The sequence below is a fragment of the Epilithonimonas hispanica genome (genome assembly GCF_003385395.1).
Lineage (GTDB): Bacteria > Bacteroidota > Bacteroidia > Flavobacteriales > Weeksellaceae > Epilithonimonas > Epilithonimonas hispanica.
Genome location: NZ_QNUG01000016.1, coordinates 14,695 through 37,220 on the forward strand (window position 1 = coordinate 14,695; position 22,526 = coordinate 37,220).

Annotated in this window: 20 protein-coding genes; 8 read left to right on the top strand and 12 right to left on the bottom strand. The window is 36.1% G+C overall.

Features of this window, described 5'->3' with window-relative positions:
• Nucleotides 1-6: 6 nt before the first annotated feature.
• Entirely contained in the window at nt 7-957 is a 951-nt protein-coding gene (locus tag DRF58_RS09110) for a YeiH family protein (RefSeq protein WP_116034816.1), read from the bottom strand.
• Between the two features lie 81 nt (nt 958-1,038).
• On the bottom strand, nt 1,039-2,022 hold the full coding sequence (locus DRF58_RS09115; RefSeq protein WP_317124858.1) for a LysR substrate-binding domain-containing protein: 984 nt from the start codon (nt 2,020-2,022) through the stop codon (nt 1,039-1,041).
• Nucleotides 2,023-2,051: 29 nt separating this feature from the next.
• On the opposite strand from DRF58_RS09115, the gene DRF58_RS09120 reads away from it, so the two are divergent.
• Nucleotides 2,052-3,896 carry a chloride channel protein gene (locus DRF58_RS09120; RefSeq protein WP_116034818.1) on the top strand — a complete coding sequence of 615 codons (1,845 nt, stop codon included), beginning with the start codon at nt 2,052-2,054 and terminating at the stop codon, nt 3,894-3,896.
• A gap of 60 nt (nt 3,897-3,956) precedes the next feature.
• Here the strand turns inward: DRF58_RS09120 and DRF58_RS09125 are convergent, their stop codons facing one another.
• From DRF58_RS09125 to DRF58_RS09170, 10 genes are all read right to left on the bottom strand, one after another.
• Nucleotides 3,957-4,148, bottom strand: coding sequence for a hypothetical protein (locus DRF58_RS09125; RefSeq protein WP_116034820.1), 192 nt, complete (start codon nt 4,146-4,148; stop codon nt 3,957-3,959).
• Between the two features lie 360 nt (nt 4,149-4,508).
• On the bottom strand, nt 4,509-4,661 hold the full coding sequence (locus tag DRF58_RS18380) for a hypothetical protein (RefSeq protein ID WP_157966722.1): 153 nt from the start codon (nt 4,659-4,661) through the stop codon (nt 4,509-4,511).
• 1,070 nt (nt 4,662-5,731) lie between these two features.
• The gene (gene acs, locus DRF58_RS09135) at nt 5,732-7,639 is read right to left on the bottom strand and encodes an acetate--CoA ligase (protein WP_116034824.1); all 1,908 of its coding nucleotides are present in this window, start codon (nt 7,637-7,639) and stop codon (nt 5,732-5,734) included.
• 57 nt (nt 7,640-7,696) lie between these two features.
• Nucleotides 7,697-8,059 carry a response regulator transcription factor gene (locus DRF58_RS09140; protein WP_116034826.1) on the bottom strand — a complete coding sequence of 121 codons (363 nt, stop codon included), beginning with the start codon at nt 8,057-8,059 and terminating at the stop codon, nt 7,697-7,699.
• Entirely contained in the window at nt 8,056-10,737 is a 2,682-nt protein-coding gene (locus DRF58_RS09145; protein ID WP_116034828.1) for an ATP-binding protein, read from the bottom strand. The genes DRF58_RS09140 and DRF58_RS09145 overlap by 4 nt, the downstream gene beginning before the upstream one ends.
• On the bottom strand, nt 10,730-10,924 hold the full coding sequence (locus DRF58_RS09150) for a hypothetical protein (protein WP_116034830.1): 195 nt from the start codon (nt 10,922-10,924) through the stop codon (nt 10,730-10,732). Before DRF58_RS09150 ends, DRF58_RS09145 begins: the two co-directional genes overlap by 8 nt.
• A 71-nt stretch (nt 10,925-10,995) precedes the next feature.
• Entirely contained in the window at nt 10,996-11,223 is a 228-nt protein-coding gene (locus tag DRF58_RS09155; RefSeq protein WP_089871948.1) for a DUF6814 family protein, read from the bottom strand.
• A gap of 38 nt (nt 11,224-11,261) precedes the next feature.
• Nucleotides 11,262-12,842 carry an MFS transporter gene (locus DRF58_RS09160; RefSeq protein ID WP_116034832.1) on the bottom strand — a complete coding sequence of 527 codons (1,581 nt, stop codon included), beginning with the start codon at nt 12,840-12,842 and terminating at the stop codon, nt 11,262-11,264.
• Nucleotides 12,843-12,871: 29 nt separating this feature from the next.
• Nucleotides 12,872-14,251 carry a porin gene (locus tag DRF58_RS09165; protein ID WP_116034834.1) on the bottom strand — a complete coding sequence of 460 codons (1,380 nt, stop codon included), beginning with the start codon at nt 14,249-14,251 and terminating at the stop codon, nt 12,872-12,874.
• Between the two features lie 114 nt (nt 14,252-14,365).
• The gene (locus tag DRF58_RS09170; RefSeq protein WP_116034836.1) at nt 14,366-14,782 is read right to left on the bottom strand and encodes an IS1/IS1595 family N-terminal zinc-binding domain-containing protein; all 417 of its coding nucleotides are present in this window, start codon (nt 14,780-14,782) and stop codon (nt 14,366-14,368) included.
• Between the two features lie 161 nt (nt 14,783-14,943).
• Here DRF58_RS09170 and DRF58_RS09175 point away from each other — a divergent pair, with 161 nt between their 5' ends.
• The 7 genes from DRF58_RS09175 to DRF58_RS09205 all read left to right on the top strand — a co-directional run bounded on the left by DRF58_RS09175 (nt 14,944) and on the right by DRF58_RS09205 (nt 22,208).
• Nucleotides 14,944-15,522 (top strand): GNAT family N-acetyltransferase, encoded by a 579-nt coding sequence (locus tag DRF58_RS09175; protein WP_116034838.1) that lies wholly within the window; start codon nt 14,944-14,946, stop codon nt 15,520-15,522.
• Complete coding sequence (locus DRF58_RS09180; RefSeq protein ID WP_116034840.1) at nt 15,515-16,708, top strand: argininosuccinate synthase; 1,194 nt, start codon at nt 15,515-15,517, stop codon at nt 16,706-16,708. Before DRF58_RS09175 ends, DRF58_RS09180 begins: the two co-directional genes overlap by 8 nt.
• Nucleotides 16,709-16,930: 222 nt before the next feature.
• A complete protein-coding gene (argC, locus tag DRF58_RS09185; protein WP_116034842.1) occupies nt 16,931-17,896 on the top strand; it encodes an N-acetyl-gamma-glutamyl-phosphate reductase in 966 nt (321 codons plus the stop codon).
• A gap of 36 nt (nt 17,897-17,932) precedes the next feature.
• A complete protein-coding gene (locus tag DRF58_RS09190) occupies nt 17,933-19,102 on the top strand; it encodes an aspartate aminotransferase family protein (protein WP_116034844.1) in 1,170 nt (389 codons plus the stop codon).
• A gap of 146 nt (nt 19,103-19,248) precedes the next feature.
• Complete coding sequence (locus DRF58_RS09195) at nt 19,249-20,208, top strand: Rossmann-fold NAD(P)-binding domain-containing protein (protein ID WP_116034846.1); 960 nt, start codon at nt 19,249-19,251, stop codon at nt 20,206-20,208.
• Between the two features lie 151 nt (nt 20,209-20,359).
• The gene (argB, locus tag DRF58_RS09200) at nt 20,360-21,151 is read left to right on the top strand and encodes an acetylglutamate kinase (protein ID WP_116034848.1); all 792 of its coding nucleotides are present in this window, start codon (nt 20,360-20,362) and stop codon (nt 21,149-21,151) included.
• The gene (locus tag DRF58_RS09205) at nt 21,126-22,208 is read left to right on the top strand and encodes a M20 family metallo-hydrolase (protein WP_116034850.1); all 1,083 of its coding nucleotides are present in this window, start codon (nt 21,126-21,128) and stop codon (nt 22,206-22,208) included. Before argB ends, DRF58_RS09205 begins: the two co-directional genes overlap by 26 nt.
• Nucleotides 22,209-22,526 lie beyond the last annotated feature (318 nt).

Consider the following 22,526-nt stretch of genomic DNA (forward strand, 5'->3'; position numbering starts at 1 on the left):
TGATTGTTAAACAAACGACAGCACGGACCAAAGTCCAATCAATGAAATGATAATCCACAAAACAACACCTTGAAAAATCGGTTTAAAACCTACTGAACTCAAAATCTTTTTAGAAAGTCCTGAACCGATGAGAAACAATGTTACTGTTAATCCGATTTTAGAAATATTGACAATCGAATCACTTATTTTTCCAATAAATGGAATGTAAGTGTGAAGTAAAATCGCAACTACAAATAATCCGATGAAATAAGGAATTTTGATTTTTGCATCTTTCGATTTGAACACCCACGAGCTCGCAATTGCAATCGGAATAATCCATAATGCTCTGGTCAGTTTTACCGTCGTTGCGATTTGCAAAGCTTCAGAACCAAATTTACTTGCAGCTCCCACAACCGAACTCGTATCTTGAATTGCAATCGCACTCCAAATTCCAAATTGAGACTGAGACAAATTGAGTTGATGACCAATGAAAGGGAATAAAAAAAGAGCCAATGAATTTAGGATGAAAATTGTTCCCAAAGCCACGCTGATTTGCCTTTCTTCTGCTTTTATAACCGGAGAAATTGCGGCAATCGCACTTCCTCCACAAATGGCTGTTCCTGTCGAAATAAGATAAGCTATTTTTCTGTCGATTTTTAAAAGCTTGCCTAAAATAAAACCGACAGACAATGTAATTGCAATCGAAATGATGGTAAACATTAAACCTTCTTTTCCGGCTTTCAGAGCGGTATGTATATTCATTCCGAATCCTAATCCGACAACTGAAAATTGCAACAAAATGCTTGTGACTTTATGATTAAGATGTGAAAACGGATGTCCAATTAATTGAGCAACAAAAATTCCTAATAACAAAGCAATCGGAGGCGAAATCCAAGGTGTTAAACAAATTAATAAAAGAATAATGAAAGTAATTTTTCTAAAAGTTTCTTTTTTCGCTAAGGTATTTTCGGTAATCATAACCTATATTATTTTACAGCAAATTTCCGCAGTAAAAACAGGGTAGAGAAATAACTATTTTTAATATACAATAACTTTAAGTTATGAAGATGCGATGTGATTAAAGAATAATTCCTGCAATTTGTTTTGGTCTCCTTGATTGATGACTCCATAAAAACAACGTTCAAAATCCAATCCTTTGATGTCAATAATTTTAAGCTCGTTATCTTTCAGTTCTTTGAAAATAGAATGGATGGAGAGAAAAGCATAAGTATTAGAATTCAGAAGATAAGATTTGATGCTTTCGGTGCTTTGAAGTTCGATTTCTTTTTTCAGTTCAGAAAGATTGATTCTATTACGTTTCAGTTGAGAAGCAATAATGTCCAACGAACCCGAACCTGCTTCACGAAGAATAAAAGGAAGTTTTTTAAGCTCCTCAATTTTGATATTCGGTTTGCTGATCTCCTTATTTTTACTTCTTGTACATAACACAATTTCATCTTTTACGAGACAAGTGTATTTTAGATTTTGATGATTGGGCTGACCTTCTACCACGCCCAGATCTATTTTATTTTCGGTCAGTAGATTTTCGATGATTTCTGTATTATTGGAAATCAAAGTCACATTGATATCAGGGAATTTTTCTTTGAAAGAAGCAATGTATTTCGGAAGAAAATATTGCGCAACAGTCGTACTTGCTCCAATTCTCAATTCACCTTTTGAATGGTCGGACAAAGCAGCAATTTCAAAATCGATGTCTCGATAGATGTCCATCAATTTTTCAGTGTGTTTGTAGAGTAGAAGACCGGCTTGCGTGAGTTTTATTTTGGTTCCGTTTCGGTCAAAAAGTTTTGTTTCGTAATACTGTTCAATTTCGTGAATGTGTTTACTTACTGCAGGTTGCGAAATAAATAATTCTTCTGCAGCTTTGGTAAAGTTGAGTCGTTTTGCCGTGATATAAAAAACTTTTAATCGAAAATCAAACATCAGTTTCTGATTTATAGAACTCAAATTTATGAAAACCACTTTATTGAATGATGATTTTATTAAAGTAATTTCTAATGCTTTAGCCAGTCTCTTTTTCATTTGGTATATTTGCATTCAAACTCACGGTTGTGAAGATTCATACTAGAAAAAAATACCTCAGCTTTTTAAAATTCAAAAGAGACTTTCAACAGTTTGGTCTGGAAAAAGCGCGCAGTTATGAGTTGATTCTGCATTGGCTCAATACACGTTTGAGCAGGAATCAATTTCTGCTCTTGTCAGGTATTTTGGTGGGACTTACAGCTGGAATGGCTGGCGTGATTCTGAAAACATTGGTTCATAATATCCATTATTTCATCACGCACAAAGTTCATTTCGAATATCAGATTCTGTTCTACATTGTATTTCCGTTTTTAGGAATCGTTTTAACAACTATGGTTGTTCAAGCTATTTTCAAAGGACAAGATAGAAAAGGAATCAGTGCAATTTTATATGAGATTGCGCAAAACTCTAGTATTGTTTCTTCTGTAAAAATGTATTCTCAGATTGTTCAGAGTGCGATTACTGTAGGTTTAGGTGGTTCAGCTGGTTTGGAAAGTCCAATTGCTGTAACCGGAGCTGCGATTGGTTCCAACTACGCACAGACTTACAGACTGAGTTACAAAGAAAGAACATTACTTTTAGCGGCAGGTGCAACTGCGGGGATTGCGTCGGCTTTCAATGCGCCGATTGCGGGGATGATGTTTGCCTTCGAGATTCTGCTGACCGGTGTGGTTTTTACAGATTTTATTCCTTTGGTTGTAGCTGCGGTTTGTGGAAGTTTGCTGTCCAGGATATTATTGCAGGAAGATATATTATTTAGGTTTTATACAAGAGAAGCTTTTGATTATAAGAATATCCCGTATTATCTTCTTTTAGGTGTTGTTACAGGTTTGTATGCACGTTACTTTGTTATTGTTTCTCAAAAAGTAGAACATTTTATCCAGAAGCTCAAGATGTCTCCAATTAGGAGAGCGATGTTTGGAGGTGCGGTTTTATCTTTATTATGTGTATTATTTCCACCATTGTTTGGTGAAGGTTATGATACGATTAAAGCTTTTACGAATGGCGATACACTTGAGATTATCGAAAACAGTTTGTTCCGATATTTTGAATTCAGGAATTTTACGATTATTATCTTTCTGATTTTAGTATTAATTCTGAAAGCTTTTGCAACACCATTTACCATTTTCAGTGGTGGAAACGGTGGTAATTTTGCGCCCTCGCTTTTTGCGGGTGGAACTGCAGGTTTTCTGTTTGCGGTAGTTTGTCAGCAGATTGGTTTTAAAGAAGTTCCTGTAACCAATCTTGTTTTGGTAGGAATGGCAGGCGCAATGAGCGGAATTCTATACGCGCCATTGACAGCGATATTCCTGATTGCAGAATCCAGTTTTGGATATGACCTTTTCATTCCATTAATGATTGTCTCTGTGATTTCTTACCTGATGGCAAAACGTTTCTCTCCAATTTCTCCGGAACTGAAATCTCTTGCAGACCAAGGAAAAATCTTCACCAACAAGCACGATAAAAACCTTTTGTTTTCTCTACGTACCAAAGATTATATTGATTTTCAATCTCAAACGATTAATGTCAATGCATCTATTACAGAGTTATTCGAAATGATAAAAAACGGTAACAAAAATACCTTTGCCGTTATTGATGATCTTGGTAAACTCAAAGGAATTCTTAATCTGGATGATATCAGACCTTATCTTTTTTCAAAAGAAACTGACTCACTATCAATTGTTAAAATTATGAAAGCGCCGCCTGCTATTATTCATCAGGAGAATAAAGCTCTGGAGATACTTCAGATTTTTGATGATACAGGCTATTGGAATCTGCCGGTTGTAGATGAGAATAACAAATTCATTGGTTTTATCTCAAAATCAGCAATCCTCATCGGGTATAGACAATTACTGAAATTATATTCTGAATAATTAATAAAACCAAAACCGTTCTGCTGAAGAACGGTTTTTTTTATGTAAATAGATTGATTGTTATTTCTCAGTCTTTTTGGTGTAATGTCTTATCAAAACCCCTACAGCAAATATAAAAGTCACAGCATAAAGCGCCGATAAAGCCTGCTTTTCCACTGTAAAGGTTTTAAAATCGATTTGCTTGTATAACGCAGCTCCCACAATCAGAGCAACAATCCACATTGTGAATACGGGCGCTTTTCTTTTTTCCATAGAATTTAGTTTTTTAATGAGTTATAGTTGCTAAAATAAGAATTTGTTTCTTCAAATCATCAATGATTGTTGTGAGTTCTCTTTTTATAATTAATGAGATACTGACCTTTTGAAGAATTCTTAGAGAAGTTACCACTCAATTCCCAAAGGTAACGCGCATTAGCTCTCGCATCTTCATTAGAAAATTTTTCATATTCGATTCGATATATAGAACTGAACAAACGCGAACGTCCCACACCGTGATGGCAATGGATGAGGAGAACAGGATAATTGGCTTTGTTATCAATTGTTTACCTTATTTTCAATACCTTGAAAGTCACGTACATTTTCGTAGAATATGTTGTTACGTATTTGTTGGTTTTAACTAGCAGATGTTTTTGATTGATTAAAAACAATTATTACCTCACGTTTTCTAGATTTAGAATAAAGTTCTATATCTGATGGGTTACTTAATAAATTTCCATTTATTAATATTGCACCTCCATCTATTCCATAGTTTGAGCCTGAGTCCATATTAACGCTTTCAAATACTTCAATCGAATCAAATGCTTCAGGATGATGTTTTGAAATAGTTAAATAATTACTTAAATGCTCAAACTTTTTTAAATTCTTCTAAGTTCTCTAGACCATTGTTTTCTGGAAACTCTTGAAGAATTGACTCAATAAATTTATTCGATATTTTCTTATGTGTCATATCATTATTTTATTAGGGATTAGTTATTAAAGTTAAACGTATTATAAAGTATTATACTTGCTTTCTGATATCGAGGATTTATTATCCGCGACTATCAATTTTCTTTACTGATAAACATATTGAAGAATTCCTATCTGGTAGAATTGGGTATAGGATATCTCTGCAAGATATTCCTTTTCTGGGCAGTTGTTTAGAAGTTCGTGTGTATAGCTAAAAGATAAGATTGCTAATAGAAATCTAGTAAATAGAAATTTAATCATTTGTTTTCAATAGTAAGTTAGTTTGAAACCAAATTTAAAGAACATCCTCATATTCAACAAATTAATGATTACTATTTAAAATCATTTTCAGTCAAAATATTTACTTAACTTTACAATACAAACATTGCTCAATATCTTCAATTCTACAAGAGCAAGTCCAATACAAGTCCAATACAAGTCCAATAGAGTCCAATAAAACAATGGACTAGTAATAGACCAGTACTGGAACAAAATTAGAGTTAGATACTACAAAGGGTACAGAAAGAGTACACAAGCGCTACTCAAATAACCCCAAATCTTTCTTCAATTGATTTTTTATTAAAACATCCTATATAAACTGTATCTATAATCTTAGAAATATCCCGTAAGTCCGAATGATTTTTCGCAGCCCAGCGGAGAAAAATTGTATCGAGAACCTTAGTAACCTCAACCCCCAACTTCTCTATATGATGGATTACTTCAAGTGACAAATTGGTACATTGAAAATGACAAAGACCACCCAAAATCGGATGGTCTTTGCTTTATAATTTAAGGTCTAAAGTCATTGTCAGGCTGAGGCTCTCGAAGCCCACTGCTATAAAAATCAAATCATCAAATCAACAATTTAACAAATCAACGAATCAACGAATCTACACCCTTTCATCCTTAATCTCATCCACAATCTCTGGATTCAGTAGAGTAGAAGTATCTCCAAAGTTAGAGTAATCGCCTTCCGCAATCTTTCTCAGTATTCTACGCATAATCTTTCCGGAACGGGTTTTCGGCAACCCAGACACAAACTGGATTTTATCCAACTTCGCAATAGGGCCTATCTGGTCAGAAATCAACTGGTTGATTTCTTTTGTCAAGTTCTCTTTGTTTCTTACCTCTCCGGATTCTTTCAGAATCACGAAACCATACAAGGCGTTTCCTTTAACGTCGTGCGGGTAACCCACAATTGCAGATTCAGCCACCGCAGGATGTTCGTTGATGCTGTCTTCAATAGGAGCAGTCCCAAGATTATGACCGGAAACAATCACCACATCATCCACACGACCCGTGATTCTGTAATAACCCACCTCGTCTCTCAAAGCACCATCACCCGTGAAATATTTCCCAGGGAAAGCCGAGAAGTAAGTCTCCTTATAACGCTGATGGTCTCCCCAAATCGTTCTAGCAATTCCAGGCCAAGGAAAACGGATACAAAGATTTCCTGTTACTTGATTTCCTGTGATTTCGTTACGCTTATCATCCATCAAAACCGGCTGAATACCCGGTAATGGAAGTGTCGCATAAGTCGGTTTGGTAGGTGTAGCAAATGGAATTGGAGAAATCAAGATTCCGCCAGTTTCGGTTTGCCACCAAGTATCTACGATAGGGCATTTCTTCTTTCCAACGTGGTCGTTGTACCAATGCCAAGCTTCATCATTGATAGGCTCTCCAACCGAACCAATTACTTTTAAAGAGCTAAGGTCGTGCTTCTCTACCCATTCCACACTTTCTTTCGCCAAAGAACGGATAGCAGTTGGAGCAGTATAGAACTGAGTCACTTTATGTTTCTCAATCACTTCCCAGAATCTCCCTGCATCAGGAAAAGTCGGTATCCCTTCGAAGATAACAGTCGTTGCGCCATTCAATAACGGACCATAAAGAATATACGAGTGTCCAGTAATCCAACCAATATCCGCCGTACACCAATAGATGTCATTCTCTTTGTAATTAAATACATTTTTGAACGTGTAAGCCGTGTAAACCATATAACCGGCGTTGGTGTGAAGCATTCCTTTTGGTTTCCCTGTAGAACCTGATGTATAAAGAATAAACAACGGGTCTTCCGCATCCATAATCACAGTTACGAACTCAGCAGAAGCTTTGTCATAATACTCGGACATCCAGTGGTCCCTGCCTTCTTTCATCTTCACGTCGTTGTGGGTTCTTTTCACAACCAAAACAGATTCTACAGTTGGTGTTTTTTCCAAAGCTTCATCCACGATGCTTTTCAGGTCAAGAACTTTGTTTCCTCTGTAACTTCCGTCTGAAGTGATGACCATTTTCGCTCCACAGTCATTCACTCTGGAAGCCACAGCAGAAGCAGAAAACCCAGCAAATATCACCGAATGAACAGCTCCTAATTTTGCACAAGCCAACATTGTAACCGCTAATTCAGGAATCATAGGAAGGTAGATGCAAACTCTGTCTCCTTTTTCTATGCCCATTTCTCTTAGAACATTTGCTGTTTTATTAACTCTTTCATAAAGCTCGTTGAAGCTGATATGTTGTGCTTCTTCTTTCGGGTCGTTGGGTTCCCAGATGATGGCGGTTTTGTCACCTCTTACGGAAAGATGTCTGTCTAGGCAGTTTTTGGTAATATTAAGTTTAGCATTCTTGAACCATTTGATGTTGGCTTCCTCCATATTGTAATCCACGACCTTGGACCAACGCTGATACCACACAAAATTCTCATCTGCTACTTTGTCCCAAAACTTCTTAGGATTCTTGATTGACTTTTTGTACTCCTTGAAATAATCCTGTAAATTCTGAATGTGATAATTTCTCATATGTATTAATATTTTTAATTCTTATAAATCTTATTTCTTTATTCTTTTCTCTTTGTTCTAATCGAGCATCTCCTCAATCTGCTGAATCAATTTCTTAATAGAATAGGGTTTTGTAACATAAGCATCTGCACCTAATTCCAAACCTTTTTCGATGTCTTTCGGGTTGGTTTTCGCGCTTAGGAAAATGACTTTGGTGTGGTTGAGATTTTCCATAGTTTTGATTTCGTTCAATGTGCTGTAACCATCGAGATTTGGCATCATAATATCGAGTAAAATGACGTCTGGAATTATGGTTTTTAATAAGTCCAAAACTTCGGTTCCGTCTCTTGCGATGAAGACTTCGTAACCTTGTTTCCTAAAGCTGTATTCCAAAGACATCAGGATTTTGTGTTCGTCGTCTGCTATTAATATTTTTTTCATTGTTGTTTTTGTGTATTTAAAGGGAGTTTTAATACAAAACTCACTCCTAATCCATTATTTTCTGCAGAAATATTCCCTTTATGCGCTTGCATTATTTTTCTACAAATCGCCAATCCCAGTCCGCTTCCCAAAGGTTTTCTGATATTCTGATTTCTGGATTGATAAAACTTATCGAATATCAGATTGAGGTCATCTTCTGGGATTTGTTTACCCGTATTGAAAATCCTTATAATCAATTGATTGTCTTTTTCTTGAAACTTTGCCTGGATTGTTCCTTGCACATCCGTGAATTTCAAAGCATTTCCTAAAATATTCTGGAAAACCTGAATCAACCTTGCTTCATCATATTCGAATTTTGTTTCTGTTAAAAGATTGACTTCACTCAGATGAATATTCTTTTGATGTAAAAGATGACTGATTGGATTCAGGGCTTTTTGGTAGGTTTCAATGATGTCATTGGTTTTGATATTCAAAGTGATTTCTCCGTGTTCCAACTTGTCGAGATAAAGAATATCATTAATGATTTCATTTAATCGGTCAGATTCTGTGATGATATTATTGAGGAATTCTCTCTTGATGTCCAACGGAATATCATCGTCGTTAGCCAAAATCTCACCAGCAGATCGGATGGCTGTTAGAGGTGTTCTGAGTTCGTGTGCAACAGAATCCAAGAAATCATCTTTCTGTTTATCCTTGAAGATAAGGTTTTCGTTGGCAGAGCTTAATTCATCAGAAAGTTGTCTCAGTTCTCTGCTTTGTTCCGTCAGTTTTTTATTAAGACTGATATTTTCTTTGGATTCTTCTAGGATTTCCAAAACTTCCTTCAAAGAGATTTTGTCTTCATAAGTCACACCTTCAATCAAGATTTTTGCAGAAGCGGTTCCAATTCTTCCGGACAAAAGATTCTCTGAGAATTTAATGAATCTTGCATCAGCAGTTTCCGTTCTTGTGTCAATATTATATTTGAGATTGAAAATCCGCATTGCCTGTTCGGTTTTCTTTTCTCCAAGGAATTTAACCAAGATATTTCTGATATCAGAAACATAAGCTTTTCCTCGCCAGATAAAAGCATTCTCGTGATTCTGAATATATCTGTCAACATCAACATAGATTTCTGCAAAATTACGTTCACGATAATCGCCTTTTTGACTCAAGGAAATCACTGTAAATAAAATCATATTGATCAAAATCGACCAAAAGAAAATCTGAGAAATACTATCCAAATAAGGAATGTTGAAAAAGCTGAACCAATCATACATCTCTATCAAAAATCCTTTGAATTCCTGATTGTAAGAAAAGTAATACTGCGGAATAATTAATCCAAAATAACAAATAATTAGCCCACCAATCAACCCGAAAACAGCTCCTTTATAACTTCCTCTTCTCCAAAAAATCGCTCCAAAAAATGAAGGTCCGAGTTGAGAAATCACAACAAAAGAAATCAGTCCAACCGAATATAAACTGTTCTGTAAAATGAAAAATTTATAAAAAATAAAAGCGGTTACAATCAGAATGAAAATACTTATTTTTCTAATGTTAGTAATACTTTTGGTGTTTTTTATATCATTATCGGATTTGAATTTATCCAGCCAACCATAAGGAATAATAAGATTGTTTGAAAGCATAATTGATAATGTAATACTCGAAATAATTACCATCGAAATTGATGAACTCAATCCGCCAAGGAAAACTAAAACTGTAATCAATTGATTGCCGAAATGCTGAGGAATCAAAATTGAATAAAACTCAGGGTTGACAATTTGTCCCTCAAAAATAATGCGTCCGCCCCAAGCAATCGGAAATACAAAAACATTAAAAATCAAAAGATAAAGTGGGAAAAACCAAATCGCTGTTTTCAGATGTTTTTCTTGTCTATTCTCAACAATTGTCGTGTGAAATTGTCTCGGTAAAAGGAAAATCGCTGAAGCAGAAATTAAACTTAAAATAATCCAATTGATGCTTCCTTCCAATCCTGAAAATGTATTTTTAGCTTTAAAATCTGAAAATTGACTTGCTTTTTGAAAGATGTCAGAAAATCCGTCAAAAACAAAAAACGTAACGAAGATTCCAAGAACAATTAGGAAAATTAATTTTAGAAAACTTTCTAGCGCAACAGCAGAAATTATTCCTAATCTTTTCTCGGATGCGTCAACATAACGCGTTCCGTAGTAAGACGAAAATAATGCTAATAAAACTACTACATAAGTCGCATTATCTGTAAACAAATCCTTCGAAATCGGAGTTTTTGTAACCAAATGAAACGTCTCGGAAATGGCTTTAATCTGAAGTCCGATGTAAGGAATAATCCCAAAAATACAAACCAAAGTAATAATCGCACCAAACGAACGACTGTTCCCATAACGCAGAGAAATAAAATCCGCAATACTACTGACTTTGTTGATTCTCGCAATTCGGATAATTTTTCGATTGATATAAATCCACGCTGGAATAATGATAATCGGACCAACATAAATCGGAAGATAATCCAGTCCGTCATTCACGGCAACGCCGATACTTCCGTAATAAGTCCACGCTGTACAATAAACTGCCAACGACAATGCGTAGATGTAAGGATTGTTCACCCAAATCTTGCTCTTCTTTTTTTCTGCTTGATGTGCAACGAGGAAAAGAAGGGCGAGATAGAGAATTACAACTGCAAATAAGGCGTAGCTATTCATCGTATTTTTTGAAAATGACAAACGAAATGATAATGGAGAGCATCCACACTCCGAAGATGTAGATGTAAATCATCGGAAACCCGAACAATCCTTTCTCGCTGTTGAACAAAAGAATCATCGGAGCGCTGAATAAAATAAATAATCCAAAGCTCAGGAGAATCAGTTTTTGTTCGTGTCTCTTTTTCATTTTTAATTTTAAAACCACACAAAACAAAATTTGAAATGTGTGGTTTTTGTAATTATAATTTAGTGATTTGTTTACAATTTTTCTTCGGAATAATCGCCACTCAAAGCATAATACCCGAAAACTCCTAATCCTCCTGAAACAATTGGTAATAAGATAAATACAATAATAATCCCGAATACCAAATCTTCCTGTTTCCCTGATGTTAGTTTAGGGATTCCCATTACAGTTAACCCGAAGTAGAGAACTACCAATGCGAGTAGAATCCAAACGATGCCTAATATTTTTTTTAATCCGTCCATTTTTTTGTTTGATTTAAAGTTAATTAATAATTCTGGATTTAATCGTGAATACTATTGTTTTTATGTTTCAAATAGATTAATCCGATGATGAGACAGACTGCAGCAACGCCAATCGGGTACCAAAGTCCTTCCAAATACCAGCTCACGTGTCCTGCATCTTTTGCAGTTGTCACGAGATAAGTCGCAACTGCAGGTAGCAATCCACCGAAGACTCCATTTCCAATGTGATAAGGCAAAGACATAGATGTATAACGGATTCTGACAGGGAACATCTCAACCAAGAATGCTGCAATAGGACCGTAAACCATGGTTACAAAAATCACTTGAATGAAAACTAAGAATACCAAATACCATCTCGTATCATTACTTATTTTGATTGATTTTGAAAGTTTTGGTTCCTCAATTTTTCCATCTTTCATTACAGGTCCGGCTGCTGACCAATGAACTACGCTGTCTTTTTTCATCAAGGTCCCATCTGTATAAGCAATTTCTTTATGGAAAGTAATCAAGCTGTCTGTTGCTACTTTATCGTGAATTTTGGCGGTTCTGGTTTCTGTGATTCCGCCTGCTGCAACTTCTTTTTTAGAAAGATCAACAGAATTAAACATTGCGCTGTAGATAGGTCTATAGGCAAAAATTGCGATTACCATTCCTGTCATCATCACGGCTTTTCTTCCGATTTTATCAGACAGCCATCCGAAGAATACAAAGAAAGGTGTTCCAAGGAACAATGCTAATGCCATTAATGAGTCGACTTGAGTTCCATCGATGTTCATTACCTTTTGCATAAAACTCATTGAGTAAAATTGTCCAGTGTACCAGATGACACCTTGTCCCATCGCAGCTCCGAAAAGTGCAAGCAAAACAAATTTGAAATTGAATCTATTTCCAAAACTTTCTTTCAGTGGATTGGTAGAAGTTTTTCCTTCGCTTTTAGCTTTGGCAAAAAGAGGAGATTCTTTCATGTTCTTTCTGATGAAATAAGAAACAACAACCATCAATATTGAAATCCAAAACGGAACTCTCCATCCCCAAGTGTCAAATTCCTCGGCGGAAAGTGATGTTTTTGTAATCAGGATAACAATTAATGAAATAAATAAACCTGCCGTTGCTGTTGTTTGGATCCAAGATGTCCAGTAACCGCGTCTTCCTGGTTGTGCGTATTCTGCAACATAAGTCGCTGCTCCTCCATATTCTCCTCCAAGTGCTAAACCTTGTAAAAGTCTAAGGATTAAAACTAAAAGCGGAGCCATAAAACCAATCGTCTCATAACTCGGGATACATCCGATTAGGAATGTCGAGAATCCCATAATCAAAAGCGTTACAAGAAAAGTGTATTTTCTTCCAATGATATCGCCTAATCTTCCAAAGAACAGCGCTCCGAAGGGTCTCACTACGAAACCTGCCGCAAATGTTGCTAAAGTTGATAGGAAAGCTGCTGTTGGATTATCTGCCGGAAAAAATTTTGTGGCTAGGACAATTGCCAGACTTCCGAAAATGTAGAAGTCATACCATTCGATAAGGGTGCCGAGAGATGAAGCCATAATCACGCTCCAAATGGTGCGGTTTTTTTGCTTGTCGCTCAGGTTCTCGTACTGTACGTGATGTGAATCGCTCATTGCATTTTATGATTTTGTGTTAATGATTTTTATAGATAAATCTGGAACTGAAGGATGAATTCTCCTTTTGATTTTGGTTCTGCCGAAGCGCTTGTGTAAGTTGGCCGTGTGGAGTACTGCGTCGTCAGTTTGGCGTGATGACCGTCAATAAACCAATTGGCTCCAATATCAAATTGCGAAGATGAATTTTCCAAAGCTTTGAAATTCTTATTCGTGTAAGCTGCAAAGGGCTGAATTCTGATTTTCGGTTTATCGGCATTGTTTGGCAAGAGTAATCCGGCCTGCAGATAATAGATGTTTCCTGTTCCAATCATTGGTTGTAGATTTCCGGCGCCGGCAATCGCTTTGTCTCCGATGAAATTTGGGTCATTGGAGCCAACGTTCATTATTCCAATATTTCTCAAATAATTCGGTCCGAAGTTGTAATTATAAAAACCAGCATAAGCAGAAAGTGCCATTTTGTTTTTAGCATTTCCTAAAGGTAAATCTGCAAAGGCATCAACTGCGTAAAGTGCAATGTCGTGTTTCTCGATTTGAGAATTAACTGAGGTTCTTGTACCGTCTTTTTGATGATAAAAACCTGCTCCTAAATTGAAAACTTTTTTAGTTCCCAGATAAGAACCAACTTTGAAGGGTAAAAGATTAGATTCGGAATCCAAAAATTGATATTCTACATAACCTGCTTTTGAAAATTCCGGATTTCCATTGTTGTCAACTGCAACTCTAGCTGCCGGATTGGTGACATCTACAGGCGCAATATTGGTGGCAAAAGGTTTGTTGAGACTGAAACGATATTCGAACTTGCCATATTTCCCTTTGGCAAACATTCCCATTTGTCTTGCGAATTGGTCAGAATTGTCAATCAATGGCCAAGTGAAAATCGGCGAATCAACAGTCAAGAAATTTAAGGTGGAAGCCATTGTCATTCTGGAAAGTCCCATATAATAATGAAGACCGGCTCCCAAACTTAAACTGAATTTCCCCGCTTCTCCGGGTAAAACCACCGCATATTCGTTCCAGGCATCGTGAAAAAACATTTGAGGTTTTTTACCGTTTCCATAACCTCCGGTTCCAGTAGAGCCTGAACCTCCACCATTGATGAAAGTTTGATTATTAATCCCGAAATGCATCAAAACCATATATCTTTTGGTAATTTGTGCATAAGCAAGTGCTCTCAGACGTCGGTTTCCTATGTTCCATGTATTTTTGGTAGCTTCGTCAGAAACCATCGTTCCGGGATTCATTTCCGTATTTCTTAACCAGATCTGGTTCCAAAGAATAAATCTTACATACTTGTCGCCTTCAGGATTCAGGTTTAGTTTTAAACCATTCCCATAATCAGGCGAACCTTGCGAATATAGGCTGGTGCTTAAAAGCGCTAATCCTATAAAAGTGAGAATTTTATTCATAAATTAATAATAATTTGGTGTTTATTTTGTGATTGCCAAATTGTTATTAATATTTTGTTTACAAAAATTTAATATATATTAATGCTAATAGTATAGTTTTAATTAATAATAAATTTACTTTTTGAATCGTTCCCACTTAATTAGCATATATTTATCAGCAAATTGAGTGATAATCAATCCGGAATTTTCAAGATTGTTTTCTTGAGAGATATATTCTATTAATTCGCTTTGTTTCAATATCTTATACACGGGATGGGACTCCGAATGTGGTGGTCTTGTAATATTATATTTCTTAATCCAAGAACTAATGCTCACGTGAGAAACGCCGATAATTCTTTCAATTTCTCGATAACTTAATCCTTCAAGATAGAGTTGTAAAGCTTTAGTTACATAATAGTCATCAATTTGTTTTCCTAATTTTTTAACGGTAAAATTATAGTTGCAATTCTTACAGTAGAATCTTTGTTTTCCTTTTATAATTCCACTTTTTGAAACATTTTGATTATTGCATTTAGGACATTGATTTTCCATAACTATACTTTTTTAGCAAATGTATAATAAATTAGCAATATTGTAATTTTAACTAAAGATAATATTATTGTTAAAATAAATTTAACAGATAAAATTATCTTTTTTATTTGGTATATAAAGATAATTATTTTTAGTTTTGCATCTTAATTTAGATAATATCAATGAAATTAGAAGTTTCTTCAGAGAAACATTTGGTTTATGTAGAAGAAATCAGAAACGAAATGGAGGATTCTGCGAAAAAACGCGGAACAGGTATCGCAAAACGTTCTTCAGAATATCTGGGCAAAAAAATCTCAGAAGGCAATTCCATTATTGCAATTGACGAAAATGGAACTTGGGCGGGCTTCTGTTATATAGAAACTTGGACAAATGGTGAATATGTGGCCAATTCAGGATTGATAGTTTCGCCTCAATTTAGAAATATGGGTTTGGCGACTCAGATTAAGGAAAGGATTTTCCAATTATCACGAGAAAAATATCCAAACGCTAAAATTTTTGGATTGACTACAGGAATGGCGGTGATGAAAATCAACAGTAGTTTGGGTTATAAACCGGTTATCTATTCTGAATTGACTCAGGACGAACAATTCTGGAATGGTTGCAAAAACTGCGTCAATTATGATATTCTGATGATGAAAGAACGTAAAAACTGTCTTTGTACGGCAATGCTTTTCGTTCCCGAAAATCTGAATAAAGAGAAAAAGAAAAATTTTGAATCAATAAATAACAACAATGAGTAAGAAAGTAGTTTTGGCATTTAGCGGAGGTTTGGATACCTCTTATTGCGCAAAATATCTGAGTGAAACTTTGGGTTACGAAGTTCACGCAGTCACGATTAATACAGGCGGTTTTGATAAGGAAGATGAAGTTTCGCTTAAAGAGAAAGCGGAAAAATTAGGCGTGGCTTCTTACAGGTTTGTTGATGCTTCGGAGAAATATTATAATGATTGTGTTAAGTATTTAATTTTTGGTAATGTTTTGAAAAACAATACTTATCCGTTGTCTGTAAGTGCAGAAAGAACCATTCAGGCGCAGGCCATTGCCGAAGCTGCGATTGAGATTGGAGCGGACGCGATTGCGCATGGCAGTACAGGTGCAGGAAATGACCAAGTTCGTTTTGATTTGATTTTCCAAGTAATGTGCCCGAAAATCGAAATCATCACACCAATTCGTGATTTGAGTTTGTCGCGTGAAGATGAAATTCAATTCCTGAAAAATCACAATTACGAAATGGATTTTGACAAAGCAAAATATTCTATTAATAAAGGACTTTGGGGAACTTCTGTTGGAGGAAAAGAAACTTTGACTTCGCAAAATTACCTTCCAGAAGAAGCATTTCCTTCGCAAATCGAGAAAACAGAACCTTCTCAATTGGAAATTGAATTTAAAAATGGAGAGCTATTTTCTGTGAACGGCGAGACGTTTTCGCATCCGGTTTTGGCGATTCAGAAGATTGAGGAATTAGCTTCACCTTACGGAATCGGCCGTGATATCCATGTTGGAGACACAATTGTGGGTATTAAAGGGCGTGTCGGTTTCGAAGCTGCTGCTGCATCAATCATTATTAAAGCGCATCATTTGCTGGAGAAACATACATTGTCAAAATATCAGCAGACAATAAAATCACAATTGTCAGATTGGTATGGAAACTGGCTTCACGAGGCACTTTTCCTTGACCAAGTGATGAGAAATATCGAATCGTTTTTGCAGGATTCTCAGAAAACGGTTAATGGAAAAGTTTTCATCACGCTTCATCCGTATCGTTTCATTTTGAACGGGATTGAGTCTGCCAATGATTTGATGTCTTCAAAATTCGGAAGTTATGGCGAAGAAAATCTCGCGTGGAGTGGGGAAGACGTGAAAGGTTTTACCAAAATCCTCAGCAACTCGCTCAATATATATCATCAGGTCAACAAATTGAACTAGAATCAAAGAACTCGAAGAGTTCAATATCAGTAGCCGTAGGTGAAATCGAGGAATGAGATTCGGCGAAGCCAAACCTACGGAAAGAAAGGAATTAGAGATAACAGAATCCGAAGGATTTAATGTTTAACCAAACTTTTGCTGAGCGTAAGCGCCTTTGCGAACTTAAAATATTTTCAATAAGAATAAAAAACTTTGCGCTCTCTGCGTTCAAAATATTAAAAAATGAAAAAATCAGTCGGAATCATCGGTGCCAACGGTTACACAGGAAGTGAACTTGTTCGATTGCTGGCTTTTCATCCGAATATAGAATTAAAATTTTTGTACAGTCGTTCCAATTCCGGCGTTAAGATTTCGGATTTGTATCCGGATTTAGATTCCGTTTGCGATTTGGTTTTAGAAAATACATTGCGTCCGGTTGATATTCTTTTTCTTTGCTTGCCTCACACAGAAAGTGCAAAATGGCTTGCAGAAAGACCAGCAGACGCTGAGGTATTAATAATAGATTTAGGAAACGATTTCCGACTTTCTACCCATTTTGGAAGCAGAGATTTTGTTTATGGTTTGCCAGAGATTTATTTCGATCAAATCAAAAAGGCTAATAGTATTGCTAATCCTGGGTGCTTTGCGACGGCAATTCAGTTAGCTTTGTTGCCGTTGGCGAAAGAAAATTTGCTAGATGAAGTTTACACAACAGGAATCACTGGTTCAACTGGAGCTGGGCAATCGTTGCAGCCAACAACACATTTCACTTGGCGAAATGATAATATTTCGGCTTACAAAACTTTGAATCATCAGCACGTAGACGAGGTTGTTAAGCAACTTAATCTACTTAATAAAAACGAAGTGGAGCTTAATTTTGTTCCTTGGCGGGGCGATTTTTCCAGAGGAATTTTTACGACATCAGTTGTCAAAACAGATTTGAGTTTGGAAGCGGTTTATGATTTATATGAGCAATTTTATAAAAACTCACCATTTGTCAAGATTTCTAAAAAAGCAATCGATATGAAACAAGTTGTAAATACCAATTTTTGTACAATTCAAATAGAAAAGAAAGGAAATAAAATAGCGGTTCATTCTGCGATTGATAACCTTTTGAAAGGTGCATCCGGACAAGCAGTTCAAAATATGAATATCGCAAATGGCTGGGAACAAAATCTTGGATTAAACCTAAAACCAATTGCTTTTTAAAGTCAATCAACTATCAACCGACAACCATCAACCAAAATGAATTTATTCAACGTCTATCCACTCTTCAACATCAATCCTATAAAAGCTCAAGGTTCTTTTCTTTGGGACGAAAACGGACAGCAATACCTTGATTTTTATGGCGGTCACGCTGTGATTTCTATTGGTCACAATCATCCGCATTATGTTGAGAAATTGAAGAATCAATTGGAAAAAATCAGTTTTTATTCCAATTCTGTGGAAAACAAAATTCAGGAAGAATTAGCTGAAAAATTAGGGAAGTTATCAGGCTACGAAGATTATTCATTGTTCTTGTGCAATTCCGGAGCGGAAGCGAACGAAAATGCCTTGAAGCTGGCTTCATTTCATAACGAGAAAAAGAAAGTCGTTTATTTTTCCGAATCTTTTCACGGAAGAACTTCGGCTGCAGTTGCGGTTACAGACAATCCGAAAATTGTAGCACCAGTCAACGAATCTGAGAATTTCATCAAATGCGAATTCAATAATTCAGAAGAATTGGAGAAGATTTTTGCGGAAAATCAAAACGAAATTTCAGCAGTGATTGTCGAAGGAATTCAAGGTGTTGGCGGAATTAATTTGTTGACGGAAGATTTCATTTTGACGATTGAAAAATTGTGTAAAGAAAACGATGCAGTTTTGATTTTAGACGAAGTTCAGTCTGGTTATGGACGTTCAGGGAAATTCTTTGCGCATCAGGAATTCGACATCAAACCAGATTTAATCACGGTTGCAAAAGGAATGGGAAATGGCTTTCCGATTGGCGGTGTTTTAATCAGTCCAAAATTCCAAGCGAGTTACGGATTGTTGGGAACAACTTTTGGCGGAAATCATTTGGCTTGTGTTGCCGGATTAGCGGTTTTGGAAGTCATCGAAAAAGAAAATTTAATTGATAATTCTGAAAAAATAGGAGTTTATATCGAAGAAAAAATTAAAAATTTCCCTCACATCCAAAATATCAAAAGACGCGGTCTGATGTTTGGGATTGAGCTCGACCAAGCTTGTGTAGATGTCAGGAAAGAATTGTTGTTTGAACATTTTATTTTCACCGGAAATGCCAATGATAAAAATGTTCTGCGGATTTTGCCAGCGCTCAATATTTCGGAAAAAGAATCCGACTTATTCATCAATGCTTTAGAAAAAACTTTGAAAGCAATTGATGAGAAAAAGAAAGTTTTAACAGAAAATTAAAAACTTGCTTAGCTGAGCGAAAGCGCCTTTATCTCAATTTATTATTTGATTTTAAAGGAATCGATGAATCTTCGATTTGCGAATCTTAAAATATTTTCAAAATTAGTAAAAATCTTTGCGCGCTTTGCATTCAAAAAATCTTCAAAATGAAAAATTTCACTTCGGTTTACGATATAGATAATTTGCAAGACATTATTGCAAAAGCTTTAAAAATAAAAGAAAATCCACTGGGAAGTCCAACCAAAGGCAAAGGAAAAACAATTGGTTTGGTTTTCCTTAATTCCAGTCTCAGAACAAGATTAAGTTCACAAATCGCCTCTCAGAATTTAGGACTCAATGTCTTAGTTCTCAACGCTGCACAAGAAGCTTGGAACTTAGAATTTGCTGATGGAACTGTGATGAATGGCGATACAGTTGAACATATTAAAGACGCAATAGAAATTCTGAATCAATATTGCGACATCATTGCTGTGAGATGTTTTGCAGGAATGAAAAGCAAAGAAGATGATGTTAATGAAAGTATTTTAAGCCAATTCCTAAAACATGCCAAAGTTCCGGTTGTTTCTCTGGAATCTGCGACGCGACATCCGTTGCAAAGTTTGGCGGACTGTATTACAATTAAAGAAAATTGGACAGAAACCAGAAAACCAAAAGTCGTTTTGACTTGGGCGCCTCATATCAAACCGATTGCACAAGCTGTCGGAAACTCTTTCACAGAATGGATGCAGCAAATGGATGTTGATTTCGTAATCACAAATCCAGAAGGCTATGATTTGGACAAAAATTTCACAAAAGATACACCTGTGATTCATAATCAAAACGAAGCTTTGAAAGATGCAGATTTCGTTTATGTGAAAAATTGGTCTTCGTTTGATGATTATGCAAAAGTGCTGGAAGTTGAAGACAATTGGATCTTAACCAATGAAAAATTAGAATTGACCAATCAGGCGAAAGTAATGCATTGTCTGCCAGTTCGTAGAAATCTTGAGCTGAGTGATGAAGTAATGGATGGCGAAAACTCTATCATTTATCAGCAGGCAAAAAACAGAATTTTTTCTGCTCAAGTTGTGTTTTCTGAAATTTTGGATGAGTTAGATAAATGTTAAACACAAAGGCACAAAAAGAATTGTAATGGAAATAATTTTAAGGCACTAAAAAAATCGAAGATTTTAAAAACTTTGTGCCTTAAAACACAATACTGCATAATTAATTATCCTTGTGCCTTTGTGTAAATTATGTAAGAATTGAAAACAAAAAATGCAAAAACTACACATCATAAAAATCGGCGGAACTCTTATCGATGACAAAAAAGCATTGAAAACTTTCCTTGAGCAATTTTCAGAAATCGAAGGTGCTAAAATCCTGATTCACGGCGGTGGAAAGATAGCTGAAACTTTAGCTGAAAAGTTAAAAATAAGGCAAACAATGATTGATGGACGACGAATCACGAATAAGAAAACGTTGAAAATCGTAACAATGGTTTATGCAGGTAGAATCAATAAAAATTTGGTGGCAAAACTTCAGAGTTTCGATTGTAATGCGATTGGATTTTCCGGAGCGGACGGAAATGTTATTAAAGCTGAAAAAAGACAACATCCTGAAATCGATTTTGGATTTGTTGGCGATATTGATGAAAAAAGCATCAATCACGAATTGATTATAAATATGATAAATCTGGGTTTGGTTCCGGTGTTTTCTGCAATCACTCACGATAAAAAAGGAAATCTGTTCAACACCAACGCAGACACGATTGCCGGAACTATCGCTCAGGCTTTATCAAAACATTTCGAGACAGAATTGCTGTTCTGTTTCGATAAAAATGGAGTTTTAGAAAATATTGAAGACGAAAATTCAAATTTGAAAACAATTAACAAACAAGAATTTTCGGAATTAAAATCTGAAGGAAAACTCCACAAAGGGATTTTGCCAAAACTTGAAAATGCTTTCCGAGCCAAAGAAAATGGCGTTCAGAAAGTGGCATTAATCAAAGAAGAAAAATTATCAGACCAAATAAAACTAGGAAATGAAGGAACTGAAATCTGTCTTTAGCAGAGAAGAATTAACGGAAAACGCAGTCAAATTACTGAAAAAACTCATCGCAACACCGTCTATGAGCCGAGACGAATATAACGTTTCTCTAATCATAGAAGGATTTTTCAATGAGCATCAGCTGACTGTGAACCGATTCAAAAATAACATTTGGGCAACCAACAAATATTTTGATGCAGGCAAACCTTCGATTCTTCTAAACACGCATCACGACACGGTAAAACCGAACAAAGCTTATACTTTGGACCCGTTTATTCCTGTGGAGAAAGATGGGAAATTATTTGGTTTGGGAAGTAACGATGCAGGCGCGTCTTTGGTAGCAATGGCGCAGACTTTTCTTTATTTTTATGAAGCTGAAGATTTGACTCATAATCTGGTAATTGCTCTGACAGCTGAGGAAGAAATCTCTGGTTTGGACGGGATTGAAGCCTTATTTCCACAACTTCCAAATGTAGAATTAGCAATCGTTGGCGAACCTACAAAAATGAATCTCGCGATTGCAGAAAAAGGTTTGTTGGTTATTGACGGAGACATGATAGGAACACCTTCTCACGCCGCACATCCTAACAATGACAATGCGATTGTGAAATGTATGCAGGATTTGCAGAATATTTTGAACTTCAAATTTCCAAAAGTTTCCGATTATCTAGGCGAAGTGAAAGTGACTTTGTCGGTTATCAATGCGGGGAGTCAACACAATGTGGTTCCAGAAAAATGCAATTTCACTTTGGATGTGCGTGTCACAGACGAATATACGAATCGCGAAGTTTTCGAAATCATCCAATCTCAGATGAAATCGAAACTCACGCCGAGGTCATTCCGTCTTAATTCCTCAAAAATCGAGGTCAATCATCCGTTTGTTCAGGCAGGATTGGCGTTGGGAAGGACAACTTACGGTTCGCCGACATCTTCGGACCAAGCGATTATTCCGTGTACGTCGGTCAAGTTGGGCGTTGGCGATAGTCTGCGTTCTCACACAGCGGACGAGTTTGTTTACATCGACGAAATCCGAGAAGGCATCGATATTTACATCAAAATATTAGAAAAAATATTATAAATAATTTTAAAGTTTTGGGCAGCTTAATCCGCCTGTAGTTTATCCTGAGCTTGTCGAAGGGCTCCCAAACCTAACGAAGTGGTTCGACGAAGTCAATCTTTTTTGCAGACGATTTCAGTTTAAATAGAACTTGATGAATACGCAAAAAAGGATTTCCGCTCAAGTCGGGCTGCACTTCGCAAAGTTGAAGATTTGCCTTCAATTCAGAACGAATTTAAAAATTAGCCTTTGATGAGCATAAGCGCCTTTGCGAACCTTAAAGTGTTTTCAATAAAATAAAAAAAAAATCTTTGCGCTCTTTGCGTTCAAAATATAAAA